Raw genomic sequence first — 19,388 nt, forward strand, 5'->3', positions numbered from 1 at the left:
TGTAGCCCGTTCCCCTACCCATAGCAGCCTGTCAGGCACCCGGACTCTGGCCACGTCTCGCCTCGCCTCCCTGGACCCTGCAGCCTGCAGCCTGCGCAGAACGTGTTGCGTGCTGCTTCGCAGCGCGACGCCGAGGAGCAGGAGGCGCGCTTCCTTCTCCATGATTTTCAAGCACATCAGCGCGTCGCCCGGTCGCGCCGAGCGGACCACTTGACAGGGCTTCCCGGGCGGGCGTATTCACGCCGACAGAAGTCGGGGCCTGCAATGCCGGCATCGCCAACGGGGGCAGGGGCGCCCCGTCACGGAAGACTGCCAGTGGTGCAGAAACAGGGAAGGGCAATGCCTGCAACGGGCATTGCGGTTTCGGGGAAAACTCATGGTGAAGACGGCCTTGTCGCGGACATCGGTGCGCGACGCTGCGTTGGTCCTGCTGATCATTGGCAGCCTGCTGGCCCCGCTGGACTTCTTTCTCAGGGACCTGCATGCGCAGGATGGCGAGAAGAACGTCCCGGTTACGGCACCGGATGTGGAATCCGACAAGGTCTCCGCGATCGCAGCGGAGTTCCGCGTGGACGAATCGGGAGCCGCAACCTACTCGATCCCCATCTACACCGTGCCCGGTACCGCGGGCGTTGCTCCCAAGCTGTCGCTGAACTATTCCAGCCAGGGCGGCTACGGGCCCTTGGGGAAGGGGTGGTCGATCGGCGGACTGTCGTCGATCACCCGTTGCCGGGCGACGCGCGAGGCCGGCGATTTCATCAGCGGTGGGGCGCCGACCGATGGCAATCCGCAGCCGATCAACTTCTCTACTAGCGACAAGTATTGCCTGGACGGACAGCGCCTGATCCCCGCGCAAACGCTCAGCTGTACGCCTCCTGCCGGCTGGTCGGCGCAAGAGCTGCACACCGAGGTGCAGTCGTTCCAGCGCGTCTGCCTTTACCAGCAGTCCGGTGCCAACGGGCCTGCCTTCTTTACTGTCGACCGCAAGGACGGCTCCACCAGCTGGTATGGCGACCGCGACAACAACACCACTGCGAATCGTCCCGACGGCTATGTCGAGACCAACGCAGCCGGCCATACCAGCAAGGCCTTCGTCTGGGCGCAAACCCGGCTCCAGGACTCGACCGGCAACTACATCGATTACCTCTACCACGAGAATCCGGGAACGCCCGCGGCGTCGGTCGAACACCTCCTGAAAGAGGTCCGCTTCACCGGCAAGACGGTCCTGGCGGGACAAACAGGCACGGCGCTCGCGCCATACGCCAAGGTGCTGTTCAACTACGCGTGGCGTCCTGAAGCGAAGCGCGCGGTGGGATACGCCAGCGGCGCCACGTTCGTGCAACGGTGGCAGCTGGCGAACATCCAGAGTTGCACCACCGCAGCCGACGGACAGTGCACGACAGCGAGCCAGGCACGGTTCTACGAATTGGGATACGGCACATCCGCCTCGGGAAGCAATCTCGATGTGCTCACAAGCGTGCTCGAGTGCAAGGATGGCTCGAAGGCCGTTTGCGCGTCCCCCACCACGTTCCAGTGGAGCAACGGCGGCTACGATTTCTCGACCAACGAGAGCGCCGCGAATCCGGCCAACCTCACCACCGACAACTTCCGCAGCTTCAAGCTCGGCGACATCAATGGCGATGGACGACTCGACATGGCCCTGCTGTACCAGGCCGGGTCCGGCTGCGTGAACGGTAGCTGGGTAGTCACCATGGTTAGCAGCTTTAATGCTACCGGCACTCCTGCATATCCGGATACGCAGTACAACTGCGTACCTGCGAAAGTCTACGACCGGGGCGATGGCACCTGGCACCTTCTGGATTACGACGGGGACGGAAGGGACGACCTGTTCGTGTCCAGCGCAACCGGTCAGGGGTGGAAGGTGCATCCTTCCACCGGTACCGGCTTCAACATGTCCTTGAACCTGATTGCCGCCCTGCCAGCCATTCCTTCTGTCGACAACGCCGGCCTGCAGGTGCAGATCGCGGACCTCAACGGCGACGGCCTGACCGACATCGTCTATCCCGGCGCGGGCGCGAACGCCACGATGCGCGCGCGCCTGATGGAGCGTCAGGGCGGCAGCTTCGGCTGGGGTGCCGAACGCACATTCAGTGTGAACGTCACCTCCATCCTCCAGCAGTACGGGTGCTTGCCGACGTTTCCGCCTGGCCCCGATCCCTACACCCCACAGTGCGACTGGTGGGTGTCCTCGATGCCGACCACCAAGACCGGCTTCACGCAGCTTGCGGACTTCAATGGCGATGCCGCCTCCGACCTGCTGCTGTCGATCACCGTGCGTACCCGCACCTGGACTGGTCTGCCGGGGTGCATGATCGAGCCGCTGAGCATCCAGGACCGCGGATTGAATGGCGCGGATCAGGCGGAAACGCTTCGTTACGGCCCCTCCGCATCCGCCGTCGAAATGCGCTCTCCTGCCGTGAAGGCACCTATCGAATGCTACGAGGTCACCCATTACGACCATCTGCATGCAATGGTGCCCGGGCAAACGACGGCAAGCACGATTCCCCTGGCGTCGTACTCCTTAATCACGACAGGCAACCCGCATGCGATCACCCTGGCCGATGCCAACGGTGACGGTCTCACCGATGTCTTCATTCGAACGAATTCCAGTGCGGACTGGAACTATCGCCTGAACCGGGGCGATGGCTTCCTCAGCTGGAATCCGCTGCCCCTGGTCAGCTATCGCGACCAGGCGAGGTTCGTTGACGTCAATGGAGATGGCCGGGCGGACATGCTTCAGCTGGCCAACATGGGTGCGTACAAGGCCTATCAGGTCCGGTACGCGCTCCCGAGCGGAGGCTATGCACCCGTCGTTGCGCTCCCAGGAGGCAATGCCCGCCTGTGCAACACGTCGGGATGCAACGAGAACCTGCGAGTTCCGGTCTTCGCCGATCTCGATGGCGACGGGAACCTGGACTTCCAGTCCTTCAACGTCGCTTCCAGCTCGCTCGGGTTGACCGTCGCCAGGAGCAATACTCGGTTCAAGCCGCGGGATGTCATTACCCAGGTCACCAACGGCTTTGGGGCCATCACCAATATCTACTATGCGCCCCTGACCAACAATGCACTTTACAGGCGCGACTCCGGAAGCCGGAACGCGACCAACTGGGGACGGGGGTCGCCGGTGAGCGATCTGTTGATGCCGATGTACGCCGTCTCGGCGGTATCGAGCAGTTCACCTCAGGACGGAAATCCGAACGCAGTGGCCACGGTCCACTATAGGTACGCGGGCGCCAAGATGCAGGCCGGCGGGCGTGGCTTCCTCGGGTTCCGCGAGATCGTGACCTACGATCCGAACCAAGTGGCAAACCAGCACGTGGTCACCAGCACGCTCTACGCACAGAACTTCCCGTTCGTCGGGATGCCTGCGGAGACGGTCAAGCGAGTGGTCAACGCTACCTTCAGCGTGCCTGCGTGCCTGGGCGCGGCGATCACCAACAACTGCTTCTCGACGCCAGGGCAGGCCTTCCCCGCGCTTACCGGGACTATCTTTTCAAGAAGTACCCAAGTCTGGGAGGCCGATCGCGATATCGGCGTCAACACTGTCGGCTTTGCGCCCGGCGTGCAGGCTGCGCTACATGTACGGACAGCGGGCTCCGAGGAAGATGTGCGTGACCCGGCAAGTGGCGCCATCACGAGCAAGGTTGCCACCACGTTCGGGTATGGTGCGTACGGCAACGTGCTGTTGACCGACGTCAGCACCTCCGACGCGGCGAATGCACTGTTGTACACAGTGACCACTTCGAACACCTATGCCCAGGACAATGCTGCCAAATGGCGTCTCGGCCGCTTGACCCATTCGATTGTCACGCATTCGCGACCCGGTGTCAGTTCGGTGGTGAGGAAGACGGCGTTCAACTATGCGATGGGTGGCGCCGCGACGGGGCTGCTCGATGTCGAGCGGACCGGCTACACCGAGAGCAATGGCAGCGGTGCGGCCGACCAGAATCTGCTCAAGATCCACACGCTGGACTCGTACGGCAACCGCACCATGACGCGCATCTGCGCCAACGCCAATGGCCTTCCTTCGGGCACCGACTGCAATGCCGCGCTCACCCAGTTCCGGCCCGCGAACGCGCGGACGATCCATCGCTACAGCAAGACCGTCTTCGACAGCCGCGGCCGTTTCCCGACCGAGACCTGGGAACCCTTCTGGAACGGCACGGGCGCGGTGGAGCGCAAGACCTCCACGGTGCACGCGCGCAACATGTTTGGCGATGTCACCCATGCCTCCGACATCAACGGCGTGCAGACCCGCGCCCTGTACGGCACCATGGGCCGTCCCTACTACACGTGGCAGCAGACGACGGTAGGCGGCCTCGAGACCGATGCCGCCAGTGGCGTACGCTCGGCGACCCGCTACCGCTGGTGCGGAACCGCTGCGGGCGAGGTGACCTGCCCCACGGGTGCGAAGTTCCGACAGGAGACGTTGACCACCGATGCGCCCGGCCAGTGGACCTATCTGGACGTGCTTGGCCGTCCAATCATGCAGGCGACGCAGACGTTCAATGTCGGCGTTTCCGGCAAGGATGTCAGCGCGGTCTGCACCACCTACGACCTGACTGGCAAGCCGCGCCGCGTCTCGAACCCCTTCTTCCTGGCCGGCACCGCCGGCAGCAACGGCCCGACGATCGCAGCCGGCGCGTGTACGGCAACGAGCCTGCTATGGACCACCACGACCTACGATGTGCTGGGCCGTCCAATCGCGATCAGCACGCCGGACGGCGTGTCCGCCGACAGCTATGCCACGGCGACGACGGCCTACAACGGCCTGACCACAACCGTCACCGATCCGCGCGGAAAGACCACGAGCTCGCTCAACTGGGCCACCGGTGAACTCCGGCGCGTCACCGACGCGAACGGGACCAACATCAGTTATGCCTACCAGGCGGACGGTTCGGTCGTGCGCGTAGACCGCGATGCGGGGCGCGGCACGGTGCGTAACTCGTTTGTCTACGATTCGCTGGGGCGCAAGCTCCAGCAGACCGATCCCGACGCCGGCGTCACCACGTTCGAGTACAACGCCCTGGGTGAGCTGACGGCGCAGGTGGATGCCGCGGGCAACCGCATCGAGAACTGGTACGACGCGCGTGGTCGGGTCTGGCGCAAGGTCGCCAAGCGCGCGGACGGGCTGACCGAGTCCGAGTCGCTGTTCAACTTCGACACGGCCACGTACGGCGCAGGCAAGCCTGCGAGCGAAAGCATTACCGGCACCTACGATGGCTGGATCGGACAGGCGGGCACTTCGCTGGCGCAGAGCCGCACCTACACCTACGACGCGCTGGGCCGGCCCTATGGGGGCACGACCACCATCGATGGCGTGGCCTACCCGGCGGCCGTCCGTTACGACGTCCGCGGACGTGTGTGGAAGCAGCAGGATGCAAGCGGCCGTTGGGCGCTGAACCAGTACAACGCTCTCGGCCACCTGCGGGCGATCTGCGACACCACCGAAGCCGCCACAACCACGGGCTGTCCCGGGTCCACCGTTCCCACCGATCCCAACGCGCGCACCGCCGTCATCTACCTCGAGGCCGACGCGCGCGGGAACATCATCCGCGAGCGCAGAGCCCAGTCGGCCGACATGGATGTCGTGCGCGAGTACTGGCCGAGGTCTGGCCGCATCTCCGGTATCTGCGCCGGCAATGCCGCCACCTGCGGATTGATGGACGAAGGCTACGCATGGGATGCCGCAGGCAACCTCACCACCACCCAGAAGGAGACCCGTTACCTGGAGGTCTACAGCTACGACAACCTCAGCCGGCTGACCCTGGCCAGGGCGACGATGGTGGCGGGTGCGACGGCCAATACCACTACCTTCACCGGCAGCTACGACGCCGTAGGCAACATCTGCAAGGTCTACGGCACGCCCTTCACGTACGAGGGCAGGGGCGGCTGTGGTACGGGAACGCTCGAAGGCGGCGGTGGTACCGGCACGACCGGGCCGCACCGCGTGCGGCAGACGACCAGCGCAAGCGGTGTGGTCAGCGACTACTACTACGACATCCGTGGCAACCAGACCCTGCGCGACCAGTCGGGCACCGCAGGCGACCGCCTGATCCGGTACAGCCTGGACAACAAGGCCTACGAGATCGTCCTGGGCGGTACGGTGAGGACACGGTTCTGGTACGGCACGGACGGCCAGCGCTACAAGCGCGTCCACGACGGCAAGACGACGCTGTACCTGGGCAACGTGGAGATCGAGACCGTCGGGGGCGTCAAGACGATCAAGCGCAAGGTCGCCGGTGTTCTGCAACAGAGCATCGTCGGCACGGCGGTCACGACCCATTACCTGTTTCACGACCAGCTGGGCAGCGTGGTGCGCACCACCACCGCCACCGGCACCATCGTCGACAACCTCGACTATCGGCATTTCGGGTACCGCCGCAGCTTCACTAACCCGGCAGGGGTCACCGAGACGGGATCGAGCGTCACTTCGCGCGGGTTCACCGGCCATGAGCACGTGGATGGCACCAATATCGGTGTGATCCACATGAACGGGCGGATCTACGATCCGCAGTTGCATCGGTTCCTGCAGGCGGATCCGATGATCCAGGCGCCGGGCAACCTGCAGAGCTGGAATGCGTACACGTATGTGTTCAACAACCCACTCGCCTACACAGATCCCACAGGAATGTTCAGTTGGAGGCAGGTGCTCGGTATCGTGATCGCTGTCGTCGCGGTTGCGACGCAGCAGTATTGGGCTGTATCTACGGCTGCAAAGTTCTGGGGGACCGTGGCATTTGGGGCGCTTGCAGGCGGTGCTTCCACGGGTACTTGGCAAGGGGCGCTTTGGGGTGCCGTGTCAGCCGCCGCGTTCTTCGGCATAGGAGAGGCATTCGCGAATGCTGGAAACTGGGCTACGCAGGGAGACCAGATCTGGGGATCGGGATTGAATGCGGCCGGCTATGCAGCGAAGACAGTGGCCCATGGTGTCGCTGGAGGCGTGATGTCCAAGCTGCAGGGTGGAAAGTTCGGACACGGATTCGCCAGTGCGGGCGTAACGCAGGCGTTCTCGGCAGGTATCGATCGCATTGGCGGTGGCGCCAGCAACTACGCGGCTGCAAGGGTTGCCGCTGCTGCCGCGCTCGGAGGAACAGCCTCTGTACTATCGGGCGGGAAGTTCGCGAATGGAGCAGTAACGGCAGCATTCAGTAGGGCGTTCAACGAGGAGGTTCATCAGGAGCATGGTAAGTGGCCAAGTGATTTGAAGTACGAAAAGGATGAGCCTTCATACCATCGATATACGGAAGTAAACGAAATATGTGGGATCTCCGAGAACGGATGCACGCTTCAGAACGTTGGCGAACTGATGCTTGATGGGTACAACGCGCCGAGCTTTGGATTGCGACCGCAAGGGGTCTCAGCGCCGGGGCAAGATCGTTTACTGTATGCATCTGCGTACGCGGGAATGGATCTGCCGGGGACTTATACCTTGCCAGGTGGGGTGATACGGCAGATCGCTAACAGAGACGTTTACATGGCCACGAACGTTACTACTTGGAAGCACCCTCTGTTCCCAGGAGAGGTGAACCGGATGGTTATCCAGTCGGGCGGTAGAGTTTGGGCTGTTACGCATGGAGTTGGCTACAACGCCTACTCCAGCAGGCTCGGTGCATCTGCGAATCTCCTCGCTGGGCCTAGGATGTTCCGAGATCAGGATCGAGCGCTTCAAAGGGCTTGGAGGTCAAAATATGGAAACTAGCGCGGTGAGCACTGTCCCGAGGAAATTGCTACTAGGGTTGCTCCTCTTGCTCGCGGTTTGGATGATCCAGATGCTTGTTTTCCTGGCCCCAGACATTGTTCGGGGTAAGATCGTTCCAATTGGACTAGCGCGAAATAGCGCCAACTTTGTCGTGTCTCTGCTGGTCCCTTCAGCGGTGTGGTTGATAGTTTCATCACTCTTGAAGCGTCCCGGCTCGCCCCTCAGATTTTCAGGGGCACTGATTTTGTGGACAATGTCTTTGGCGGTCTTTAGCGACTATTCGGGGGTTGTGAAAAGAGTCTTTCTGGACAGCGGCGGCGCGCTGTCAGAGGGTTTCTTCCGTTCTAGTCAACTCCATCTGATCGGTCGAGATGTTTTATGGTTCACGCTCCTGTTTATTTCGTTCACTGCTGGATATCTTTTCTTCGAATCTCGAGTCGGAAGGGAGAGGGCAAGCTAGGGATCCTCTGAACAAGCCGCTCCCGATCAGCGACACTATCGGCAGCTGATCGAAGGGACGACGCGATGACGCAACTGAGCTTCTCCGACGCCGAGCATGCAGGCAAGCGCAAGCAGACCCGGCGCGAGATATTCCTGGGCGAGATGGAGCAGGTGGTGCCGTGGAAAGCGCTGCTGGCATTGATCGAGCCGCACTACCCGAAAGCCGGTCGGGGCCGTCACCCCTACGCGATGGACGCGATGCTGCGCATCCACCTGCTGCAGCAGTGGTACGCATTGAGCGATCCGGCGATGGAGGAAGCGTTGTACGAGATCGCCTCGATGCGGCAGTTCGCCCGATTGTCGCTGCTGGAGGCGATCCCTGACGAGACGACGATCCTGAACTTCCGTCACCTGCTGGAGGGGCACGATCTGTCCAAGCGGATGCTGGAGGCAGTCAACGGCCATTTGATCAAACGCGGCCTGCTGCTGCGCCAGGGCACGATCGTGGATGCGACGATCATCGATGCGCCCAGTTCGACGAAGAACAGTCTCGGCACGCGCGACCCCGAGATGTACCAGACGAAGAAGGGCAACCAGTGGTTCTTCGGGATGAAGGCGCATATCGGCGTGGACCGGGATTCGGGACTGGTGCACACGGTGTTGTCGACGGCGGCGAACGTGGCGGATGTGACGCAGACCGACAAGCTGCTGCATCGCAAGGAGCAGTCGGTGTATGGCGATGCCGGCTACACGGGCGCGGACAAGCGCGGCGAAGTGAAGGGCAAGAAGATCCGCTGGAACATCGCCGAGCGCCGGAGCCGGATCAAGGCGTTGTCGGAAGGCGAACTGAAGGATGTGAGTGAGCTGATCGAACACCTGATCGCGAAAGTGCGCTCGCGCGTGGAGCACCCGTTCCGGGTGATCAAACGGCAGTTCGGCCATACCAAGGTGCGCTACCGGGGCCTGGCCAAGAACGGCGCCCAGTTGAACGTGCTGTTCGCCTTGTCGAACCTGTGGATGGTGCGCAGGCGATTGCTGGCGATGACAGGGAAGGTGCGTCCGCAGGTCGGAAAGAACAGGGATGTGCAGGTCATTCCGGCCTGAAATTCCCGTAAATGCAGAAACATGCGCATCGAATCCATGAATGCAGGCGCAGGTTCCAATGTGTCGCTCAGCTCGACGGCTTGTTCAGACCTTCCCTAGATCTTTACGATCTTCACGCGCTGTCCAATTTCACGTAGTTTCTTAGCTACCGACTCTAGAATCTCCTTATTCGCCTTTTGGCATACCTCAAAACATCAGGTTCACCATCAGCACCACGATGAAGGTGTACACCAGCGACAGCGGCACGCCGATCTTCCACAGCTCGCGCGGGCGGTAGCCGCCGGGGCCGGTGATCATCGACATCACCGGGTTGGACTGGGTGACGAAGTTGTTGGAGGCCGACAGCGCCACGATCAGCGCGAACGCGGTCGGGTTGCCGCCTGCGGCGAGCGCCAGGTTGATCGCCAGCGGCACCACCACGATCGTCGCGCCGACGTGGCTGATCACCATCGAGAACGCGGCCGTGAGCAGGGCGACCGCGAATTCGATCACCCAGATCGGCAGGCCGGTTGGCAGGCGCTCGATGGTGTGGCCGGCGACCCAGGCCGCGGCGCCGCTGCCGTCCATCGCCCAGCCCAGCGGGATCAGGCAGGCCATCAGGAACACGGTCTTCCAGCTGATCGCCGAATACGCCTCGTCCATCTTCAGCACGCCGAACACCAGCATTCCGGCCACGCCGGTCATCAGCGCGATCGAGGTCGGCACCCGCCCGGACACCGCGATCAGCATGGTCACCGCGAAGATCGTCATCGCGATGCGGAACTTGTGCGGGCGCTGCTCGCCCTTGGGATAGTCGGTGACGATCACGAAATCGCGCTTGGACGAGGCCTGGCCGAGGTCGTGCCAGATGCTGTGCAGCACCAGCATGTCGCCGGCGCGCAGCGGCGTGTCGCGGACGTTGTCGCGGATCACGGTCTTGTCGCGGTTGATCGCCAGCAGGCTGATGCCGTACTGCCGGCGCAGTTGCAGGTCGCTGGCGGTCTTGCCGATGAACTTCGAGGTCGGCGGGATCACCGCCTCTGAGATGCCGGCGCGGCTCGGGTTGAACAGGTCGGCGAACTGGCGCAGCCGCGAATTCATGCGCAGGAACTGGTTCTGAGCGAAATCGGCCACCTGCTGGCGCGGCCCCATCGCGCCGAGCACGCTGCCGACCCAGATGCGTGCGTCCGCCGGCGGCGCCAGCCGCGACTCGTTGCCGGTCTGCAGCGCCAGGAGCAGCGGCGCGTTGTGCAGCGCCTCGGCCTCGCCGAAGGTCATGCCCACCAGCGGGCTGTCGGCGGTGACGGTGAGTTCGTGGACCTCGCCCTCGATGCCGTAGGTGCGCGAGAAATAGCTTTCGGTGCGCGCGGGCGTGACGTTGCTGTCGCCGTCGTCGCGCAGCTTGCGGTCGCCGAAGAACCGGAAGTAGATCAGGCTCGCGGCCAGCAGCGACAGCCCGATCGGCATCGGCGCGAACATGTTCAGCGGCTCGAGCGTCGCCGCGCCCGAGGGCAGGTTGGCGTTGGCCGCGACCAGCAGGTCGTTGAGCAGGATCAGCGGCGAGGTGCCGACCATGGTCAGCGAGCCGCCCATCACGATCGCCACCGCCACCGGCAGCAGCAGCCGCGACAGGCTGAGGCCGGTGCGCGAGGACAGGCGCGAGACCACCGGCAGGTACAGCGCCATCACCGACGGGTTCTGCATCACCGAGGAGTTGATGCCGGCGATGCCCGACACCAGCACCAGCAGCCGTTGCTCGACCCCGCGCGCGCGCCGCAGCAACCACGCGGCGAGGCGGTTGAGCGCGCCGGTGCGGTCCAGGCCCATGCCCAGGATCATGGTGGCGATCACGCTGATCACCGCGTTCGACGAGAAGCCGTTGAACAGGTCCTCGGGCTGCACCAGCCCGGTCAGTCCCAGCATCACCAGTACCACCAGCGCCACCAGGTCGGCGCGCACGCGCTGGAACACGAACAGCAGCATCGTCAGGCCGACCAGCCCGAGGACGATCTTCATGTCGGTCGTCAGCGCGAGCTGGGGGTCCATCAGGGTGGGGAATGGGGAATGGGGAATGGGGAATGGGGAATAAAAAGCCGCGCTGACGGAGACCGGACCGGGCCGCTCAGGATCCAGCCGCGTGCCCGACGCGTTCCATTGCGGCGGGAAGCTCATGCGCCCTCCATTCCCGATTCCCCATTCCCGATTCCCGTCCGGTCGTACAACAGATCCCACACCCCATGCCCCAGGCGCTGGCCGCGGGTCTCGAAGTGCGTCTGCGGGCGCCAGTCGGGGCGCGGCACGTGGCCGCGCGCGCCGGCGCGGTTGCGCAATCCCGGGGTGGCATCGAGCACGTCCCACATCTGCTCGGCATAGTCCTGCCAATCGGTGGCGAGGTGCAAGCGGCCGCCAGGGGCGAGCTTGCGCGCCAGCCGTGCGGCGAAAGCCGTCTGCACCAGGCGACGCTTGCGGTGGCGCTTCTTGTGCCAGGGATCGGGGAAGTAGATGCGGATCTCGTCGAGGCTGGCGTCGGCGATCTCGTGCTCCAGCACCTCCACCGCGTCGTGGTGGTAGACGCGCACGTTGCTCGCGCCGTCGGCGGCCAGCGCGTTGAGCAGGCGGCCGACGCCCGGGGCGTGGACCTCAATGCCGATGAGGTCCCGGCCGGAGTCGTTCGCGGCGGCGAAGCGCAGCGCCTCGCCGTTGCCGAAGCCGATTTCGAGCACGCGTGGCGCGTGGCGACCGAACGTGGCGTCGAAATCGCGTGGCCGGCCGCTGTAGTCGAGACCGTAGCGCGGCCAGAGCTCGTCGAACGCGCGCTGCTGCGCCTCGGTGAAGCGGCCCTGGCGCAGCACGAAGCTGCGGATGGCGCGATGGCCGGTATCGGCGGTATAGGGTTTCTTCTGCAGGGGATCAGGCATACGTTCCCCGGGCAGTCACGCTGCCGTCCATGGCGCCACGACCCCGGCTTCGGACCGTCCGGCCCGGCCATCCATGGCCGGGCGTTCGGTGCGCGCGGCAGTGCCGCGCAAGCAGCACCGGCTCACCCGATCAGGCCGTCGATGGGCGACGAGGCCGAGGCGAAGCGCTTGCGCGGGATGCGGCCGGCGAGGAACGCGTCGCGCCCCGCCTGCACCGCGAGCCGCATCGCACGCGCCATGCGCACGGGATCCTTCGCCCCGGCGATTGCGGTGTTCATCAGCACGCCGTCGCAACCGAGCTCCATCGCGATCGCGGCGTCCGACGCGGTGCCGACGCCGGCATCGACGATGATCGGCACCTTCGCGTTCTCGACGATCTCGACCAGGTTCCACCTGTTCTGGATGCCCAGGCCCGAGCCGATCGGCGCCGCCAGCGGCATCACCGCGACGCATCCGATTTCCTCCAGGCGCCGGGCCAGGATCGGATCGTCGCTGGTGTAGACCATGACCTCGAAGCCGTCGGCGACCAGCTGCTCGGCGGCCTTGAGCGTCTGAACCACGTCGGGGAACAGGGTCTTCTCGTCGCCCAGTACCTCGAGCTTGGTGAGGTTGTGGCCGTCGAGCAGTTCGCGCGCGAGCCGGCAGGTGCGTACCGCATCCTCGGCCGTGTAGCAGCCGGCGGTATTGGGCAGGATGGTGTAGCGGTCCGGCGGCAGCACGTCGAGCAGGTTGGGCTCGCCCGGATCCTGGCCGATGTTGGTGCGGCGGATGGCCACCGTGACGATCTGCGCGCCGGCGGCTTCGGTGGCGCGGCGGGTCTCGTCGAGGTCGCGGAACTTGCCGGTGCCGGTCAGCAGGCGGGAGCCATAGGATTTTCCGGCAATGACGAGCCCGTCATCGGAAGGGGGCATGGAAGTCATCGCGGGATTATCGCGCAAACGCACCGCCCTGCGGCGCGGATGCGAGCGAGTGGTCGGGCGCGGGCGGGTTGCGGATGAGCGCGAACGGGTGTGGTGCACATGGTGTGGTGCAAAGGTGTCGTGGCGCGGGCGCGTGGCTCAGGTGGTGCAGTCGGGTATCCAGTGTCTCCCTTATCCAGTGTCATCCCGAGCGCAGCGAGGGATCCGGCTCTCCCATCGTCGGGCATGGATCCCTCGCTGTGCTCGGGATGACAACCGTGCCTGGAACCATCGCGGCGCTTCGGACGCCGATGGATCCGGGCGCCTTGGCAGCGGCAGTGCAACGCGCCGTGACTTGGATTTCGGGCTCTATGGCCGCCAATGGCTCAACCACCCGGGCTTCGGCTAAGCGCGTTCGCGGTGTTGGGTCGGCGGCTTGGTAGCCATCCATGGCGCCGCCGCGCGTGCTCCGGATCGTCCGGCCCGCACATCCGTATGCGGGCGTTCGCCACCCGCGCGAGCCGGTGGCTGCGCCCTGATCGAGGGGTGGGGCAGCCGTCCATGGCGAGAGAATCCGGGCTTCGGTTGGTCCGGCCCGCACATCCATGTGCGGGCGTTCGCGAACGCAGCCGATGCCGATAGGGCATCGGCTCAGCGCGTTCGCTCACCCCCCTCCCAACGCGTGGACGATCTCGATGCGGTCGCCGGGGTGCAGCAGGTGGGTCGGATGCCGTCCGCGGGGCACGATCTCGCCGTTGACCTCGACCGCAACCCGGCGCTCGCCCAGTCCCTGCCGCTCGAGCAGCGCCTGCACCGTGGTGCCTTCCGCGACGGTCAGGGCGTCGCCATTGAGCTGGATGTCCATGCCGCGATTGTCGCCCGATGCGCAGCGGCCTGCATCCGCCGGCATCGGGCGCTTGCGGCAGTGCGGCGTGAGCCGCCCGGCCGCTTCGTGGACACTTGCGCACCGTGCGGTCCCGTATTGGGACTGCCGTCCCCATTTTCCGGAGTTGCCGCATGGTCCGTTCCCCCTCCCGTCCCGTTCCCGCCACCCGCCTGCTGGCCGCTGCGCTGGCGCTCGCCGCGGCGCCGGCATTCGCCGCGGACACCTTTTCACGCACCGTCTTTTTCGGCGACAGCCTGACCGACGCCGGCTACTTCCGCCCGCTGCTGGTGCAGCAGAACCCGCAGGCCGCGATCCTCGGCCGCTTCACCACCAACCCCGGACTGGTGTGGGCGGAGTGGCTGGCCGACTACTACGGCACGAATGCCACGCCCAACGGTAACGGCCAGTCCGGCGACAACTACGCGGCGGGCGGCTCCATGGTGGCGAACGACCGCCTGGGCCCGCCGTTCGGCCTGACCCCGTCGCTGGCGACCCAGGCGACGAACTACCTGGCCGCGAACGGCGGCCGCGCCGACCCGGACGCGCTGTACACGGTCTGGGGCGGCGCCAACGACCTGTTCTCGATCGCGGCCAATCCTTCCCAGGCGCAGCAGATCATCGGCGCGGCGGTCACCACCCAGGTCGGCATCGTCGGCACGCTGCAGGGGGCGGGCGCGCGCTACGTGCTGGTGCCCAACATCCCGGACCTCGGCATCACGCCTTCCTTCCAGGCGCAGGGGGCCGCGGCTGCCGCACAGGGCACCGCCATTTCCACCGCCTACAACCAGGCGCTCTACGGCGGGCTGGCCGCGAACGGCCTGCGCGTGATCCCGATGGACACGTTCACCTTCCTGCGCGAGGTGGTGGCCAGCCCGGCCCAATACGGTTTCGGCAACGTCACCGGCACCGCCTGCCAGCCGCAGATCACCGCGCAGTCGATCACCTGCAATCCCGGCACCTATGTCAGCCCGGGCGCGGACCAGACCTACCTGTTTGCCGACGGGGTGCACCCGTCTTCGGCGGCCCACCGTGCGATCGCCGACCTGGCGCTGGGCATGATCGAGGGGCCACGCCAGGTCGCGGTGCTGCCGCGTTCGGCGGCGATGACCGGACGCGGCCGCGCCGAGCGCGTCGGTGCCCAGTTCGGCGCCGCGACGCAGCAGCAAGGGCGCCGCTGGTGGGCCGACGTGCGCGGCGACTTCCAGCGCTATGGCCACGGCGACAATTACGATGGTGCCGGGCCGGCGCTCACCGCCGGCGTGGGCTGGGGCAGCGGCAACCTGGTGTACGGCGGCTTCGCCGGCTACGGCCGCCAGGCCAACGACTGGGGCCTGCGCCGCGGCGACTGGGATCAGGGCGAGGCGACGCTGGGTGGCTTCCTCGGCTGGCAGGCCGACGGCGGCGCCTGGGTAGGCGGACAACTGAGCTACACGCAGCTGGACATCGAGACCCACCGCCAGGTCCCGATCGGCCCGGCGCTGCGCGTGCACCGCGGGTCTACAGATGGCAGCAACCTCACCGCCGCGCTGCATGCCGGCTGGCGCATGGGCGAAGGCGCGCTGAGCCACGGCCCGGTGCTGGGGCTGGTGGCGCAGCGGATCGAAATCGACGGCTTCGCCGAAAGCGATCCCGCTTCCTCGACCTCGCTCGCCTTTCCCGACCAGGATTTCGATTCGCTGGTCGGCAGCGTCGGCTGGCAGGCGAGCTACGCGATCAACGCGCATCTCGCGCCGTACGTGCGCCTGACCGTGGACCGCGAGTTCGAGGACGGCGCCGAAGAGGCGTTCGCGCGGTCGCAGACGACCGGGCTGGACTACGGTGTCCCCGGGCTCGATTACGACGACAGCTGGAGCACGCTGACCCTAGGCGCACGGACCTCTCTGTTCGGACTCGACGCCAACCTCGGCGTCAGCCTGAACGCGGGCGAGAAGGGCGGCAAGCAGACCACGGCGTTCGCCACCCTCGGCGGCGGCTTCTGAAGCGCGCGGGACGCCGGTGCCGGCGTCCCGATCCGCGTTGCCAGCCCGCGCCGGGAAGGCTTAGACTGACCGTGACCGCGGGTGTAGTTCAATGGTAGAACTGCAGCTTCCCAAGCTGCTAGCGTGGGTTCGATTCCCATCACCCGCTCCAATCCAGGCGGCGGCATCATCGAACGGTGGTGCCGCCGTTTTTCGCTGGCGTCCCGCGCATGAAGCTCGCGATCCTCTCCCGCAACGGCAAGCTCTACTCGACCCGCCGGCTGGTGGAGGCCGCGCGCGCGGCCGGGCACAGCGTGCGCGTGCTCGATCCGCTGCGCTGCTACATGCGGATCGGCGACGACGGTTTCGCGATGCGCTACAAGGGCCGCGCGATCGACGGCTACGGCGCGGTGATCCCGCGGATCGGCGCGTCGATCACGCGCTACGGCTGCGCGGTGCTGCGCCAGTTCGAACTGATGGGCAGCCACACGCCGAATCCCTCGGCGGCGATCGCGCGCGCGCGCGACAAGCTCGGCTGCCACCAGTTGCTGGCGGCGCAGGGCATCGGCCTGCCGGCGACGGTGTTCGGCGACAACCCCGACGACACCGCCGACCTGCTCGCGCTGCTCGGCCCGCCGCCGCACGTGGTCAAGCTCAACGAGGGGTCCCAGGGCGCGGGGGTGCTGCTGACCGAGAAGCTGTCGGCCTCGCGCGGCGTGGTGGAGGCGCTGCGCGGCCTGTATGCGAACTTCCTGGTGCAGGAGTTCGTGGCCGAGGCGGACGGCGCGGACCTGCGCTGCTTCGTGGTCGGCGAGCGGGTGGTGGCGGCGATGCAACGGCAGGCGCCGGTCGGCGACTTCCGCTCGAACCTGCACCGGGGAGGCACCGCCACCGCGATCGACACCACGCCCGATGAGCGCGCCGTCGCCGTGCGCGCGGCACAGGCGGTGGGGTTGGGGGTGGCCGGGGTGGACCTGATCCGGTCCCGCCGCGGGCCGCTGGTGCTCGAGGTCAACGCCTCGCCCGGGTTGGAAGGGATCGAGGAGGCAACTGGTGTCGATATTGCCGCTAAAATCGTCGAAATCGCAGTATATGGGGCAGAAATGTCCGATTCCGGAAAATCGGCCAGAAGCCGGACACAGCGCCCATTCAACATGTCGCGGCGGCGGGATTTAACACGGGTTTAATCGATCCGGGGATACCTTGTCGTCACCGGATTCCGCGCTCTCTCCTGTTTCCTTGTCCAAGGGTCAGCCAACGGATTACGGTAATCGGGGCAGTCCTTTGGGCCCAGGCGATGGCATCGCCTGGGCTCTTTTGTGGGCGCGCGTCGACACGGCGCGCACCGGCGCGTGTGACAGAATCCCTCTCCCGCGCCCGGCGGAACCGCACAGTGCTCCCGCGGTCCAAGCAGGCCGCCCCTACGGAATCCGTTCATGCGCATCCTCGTCATCGAAGACAACCAGGACATCGCCGCCAATCTCGGCGACTACCTCGAGGACCGCGGGCACACCGTCGACTTCGCCGCCGACGGCGTGACCGGCCTGCATCTGGCCGTGGTTCACGACTTCGATGCGATCGTGCTCGACCTCAACCTGCCGGGCATCGACGGCCTGGAGGTCTGCCGCAAGCTGCGCAACGATGCCCGCAAGCAGACCCCGGTGCTGATGCTGACCGCGCGCGACAGCCTCGACAACAAGCTGGCGGGCTTCGATTCCGGCGCCGACGACTATCTGGTCAAGCCGTTCGCCTTGCAGGAAGTGGAAGTGCGGCTCAACGCGCTCTCGCGCCGCGGCAAGGGCGTGCAGACCCGGGTGCTGGACGTCGGCGACCTCGAATACAACCTCGACACCCTGGAAGTGCGCCGCCGCGGAAAGCTCGTCCAGCTCAACCCGACCGCGCTGAAGATCCTGCAGGCGCTGATGGAGGCCTCGCCGGCGGTGGTCACCCGCCAGGATCTGGAAACCCGGGTCTGGGGCGAGGAGCTGCCGGATTCGGATTCGCTGCGCGTGCACATCCACGGCCTGCGCGCGGTGATCGACAAGCCCTTCGACGTGCCGCTGATCCAGACCCGCCACGGCATCGGCTACCGCATCGCCGCGCCCGATGGCGCCGGCTGACGACACCCCGGACGCACCTGTCCGCAGCAGGGGCCCGCGCTATCGCCGGCGGCTGCGCAGCCGCATCATCCTGTCGTTCGTCCTGCTGGGCGTCGGCCTGACCTCGCTGTTCGCCTTCCTCACCCAGGAAGCGCGCAACCGCGTGGAGAACGCCCTCGTCGAGGACGTGATGAACCGCAACATCGACGAGTACGCGCGGCGCTACTACGTCGATCCGGAAGGCAACCCCGCGGTTCCCGTCGAACAGATCCGCGCACGTGTGGTCAAGCGCGAACGCTTCGAGGTGCTGCGCCAGGAGCAGCCCGACTGGTACGACCTGCCCGACGGCATCCACAACCTGGGCGGCGTGGACGAGGACGGCAGCCCGTTCTCCTACAAGCTGGCGGTGCGCAAGACCCCGGACGAGTGGTTCTTCCTCGCCTACGACATGACCCAGGCGATGCAGGGCGAGGAACAATTCCGGCGCGCGGTGTATGGCGCGGTCCTGTTGTTCACGCTGTTGTCGCTGTTCCTGGGCTGGTGGTCGGCCTCGCGGGTGATGAGTCCGGTCTCCGAGCTGGCGCGCCGGCTCGGGCGCTCGGGAGGAAGCACGACTCCCGAACCGCTGGCGCCGCACTTCCCCGACGACGAGGTCGGCGAGCTGGCCACGGCGCTCGACGACTACGCCGCGCGCCTGACCGAGGTGGTGCAGCGCGACCGCGAGTTCAACGCCGACGTCAGCCACGAGCTGCGCACGCCGCTGGCGGTGATCCGCGGCGCGGTGGAGCTGCTGCTCTCGCGTCCGGAACTGGACGACAAGACCCGGGCGCGCCTGCTGCGCATCCAGCGCGCCGAACAGCAGTGCACCGACCTGATCAGCGCGCTGCTGCTGCTCTCGCGCAACGAGCGCGGCCACGGCGCCACCGACGTGGCGCGCGTGGCCGAACAGTTGTTCGACGCGCACCGTGGCCAGCTCGGCAGCAAGCCGCTGGCGCTGCGGCTCGACGGCGGGCACGGCCAGGTGGTGGTCGATGCCCCCGAATCGGCCGTCACCGTGGCGCTCGGCAATCTGGTCGGCAATGCGGTCAAGTACACCCAGCAAGGCGAAGTGGTGGTGCGCCTGCTCGACAACGCGGTCGAAGTGATCGACTCGGGTCCCGGGCTCAGCGCCGAGGACGCCGCGCGCCTGTTCGAGCGCGGCTACCGCGGCACCCACGCCGAGCATTCGCAGGGCGGTGGCATCGGCCTGTCGATCGTGCGCCGGCTGTGCGCGCTCTACGGCTGGAGCGTGCGGGTGGTGCCCGGCGTGCAGCAGGGGGTGGTCGCCACGTTGTCGTTCGCACCTGAACCGGATGCGGCAGGCACGGCGTGAGTCGGGATC

Annotated in this window: 10 protein-coding genes and 1 tRNA gene; 7 read left to right on the plus strand and 4 right to left on the minus strand. The window is 66.1% G+C overall.

The genetic code is table 11. From position 1 onward, the window contains the following. Positions 1 to 376: 376 nt before the first annotated feature. On the plus strand, positions 377 to 7,723 hold the full coding sequence (locus tag JMO03_RS13540; protein ID WP_202844157.1) for a toxin TcdB middle/N-terminal domain-containing protein: 7,347 nt from the start codon (positions 377 to 379) through the stop codon (positions 7,721 to 7,723). A gap of 525 nt (positions 7,724 to 8,248) precedes the next feature. Next, a complete protein-coding gene (locus JMO03_RS13545; RefSeq protein WP_202844159.1) occupies positions 8,249 to 9,268 on the plus strand; it encodes an IS5 family transposase in 1,020 nt (339 codons plus the stop codon). Between the two features lie 186 nt (positions 9,269 to 9,454). Here the strand turns inward: JMO03_RS13545 and JMO03_RS13550 are convergent, their stop codons facing one another. From JMO03_RS13550 to thiS, 4 genes are all read right to left on the minus strand, one after another. After that, positions 9,455 to 11,293, minus strand: coding sequence for an SLC13 family permease (locus JMO03_RS13550; protein WP_202844161.1), 1,839 nt, complete (start codon positions 11,291 to 11,293; stop codon positions 9,455 to 9,457). Positions 11,294 to 11,415: 122 nt separating this feature from the next. Then, positions 11,416 to 12,165, minus strand: a complete 750-nt coding sequence (gene trmB, locus JMO03_RS13555; protein ID WP_202844163.1) for a tRNA (guanosine(46)-N7)-methyltransferase TrmB — start codon at positions 12,163 to 12,165, stop codon at positions 11,416 to 11,418. Between the two features lie 122 nt (positions 12,166 to 12,287). Next, positions 12,288 to 13,085, minus strand: a complete 798-nt coding sequence (locus tag JMO03_RS13560; RefSeq protein ID WP_202844164.1) for a thiazole synthase — start codon at positions 13,083 to 13,085, stop codon at positions 12,288 to 12,290. Between the two features lie 643 nt (positions 13,086 to 13,728). After that, complete coding sequence (gene thiS / locus JMO03_RS13565; RefSeq protein WP_202844166.1) at positions 13,729 to 13,929, minus strand: sulfur carrier protein ThiS; 201 nt, start codon at positions 13,927 to 13,929, stop codon at positions 13,729 to 13,731. Between the two features lie 194 nt (positions 13,930 to 14,123). Between thiS and JMO03_RS13570 the strand changes: the two genes are divergently transcribed. The 5 genes from JMO03_RS13570 (at position 14,124) to JMO03_RS13590 (ending at position 19,379) form a co-directional block, all read left to right on the plus strand. Further along, complete coding sequence (locus JMO03_RS13570) at positions 14,124 to 15,929, plus strand: autotransporter domain-containing protein (RefSeq protein ID WP_425491856.1); 1,806 nt, start codon at positions 14,124 to 14,126, stop codon at positions 15,927 to 15,929. A 77-nt stretch (positions 15,930 to 16,006) separates the two neighbouring features. Then, a tRNA-Gly gene (locus JMO03_RS13575) sits at positions 16,007 to 16,080 on the plus strand. 58 nt (positions 16,081 to 16,138) lie between these two features. After that, entirely contained in the window at positions 16,139 to 17,095 is a 957-nt protein-coding gene (gene rimK / locus JMO03_RS13580) for a 30S ribosomal protein S6--L-glutamate ligase (RefSeq protein ID WP_202844170.1), read from the plus strand. A gap of 249 nt (positions 17,096 to 17,344) precedes the next feature. Beyond that, a complete protein-coding gene (locus JMO03_RS13585) occupies positions 17,345 to 18,028 on the plus strand; it encodes a response regulator transcription factor (RefSeq protein ID WP_202844171.1) in 684 nt (227 codons plus the stop codon). Continuing rightward, positions 18,015 to 19,379 (plus strand): sensor histidine kinase, encoded by a 1,365-nt coding sequence (locus JMO03_RS13590; RefSeq protein ID WP_202844172.1) that lies wholly within the window; start codon positions 18,015 to 18,017, stop codon positions 19,377 to 19,379. The genes JMO03_RS13585 and JMO03_RS13590 overlap by 14 nt, the downstream gene beginning before the upstream one ends. Positions 19,380 to 19,388: the final 9 nt, after the last annotated feature.

It is taken from the genome of Luteimonas saliphila (assembly GCF_016774335.1).
Taxonomy (GTDB): Bacteria; Pseudomonadota; Gammaproteobacteria; order Xanthomonadales; family Xanthomonadaceae; genus Luteimonas; species Luteimonas saliphila.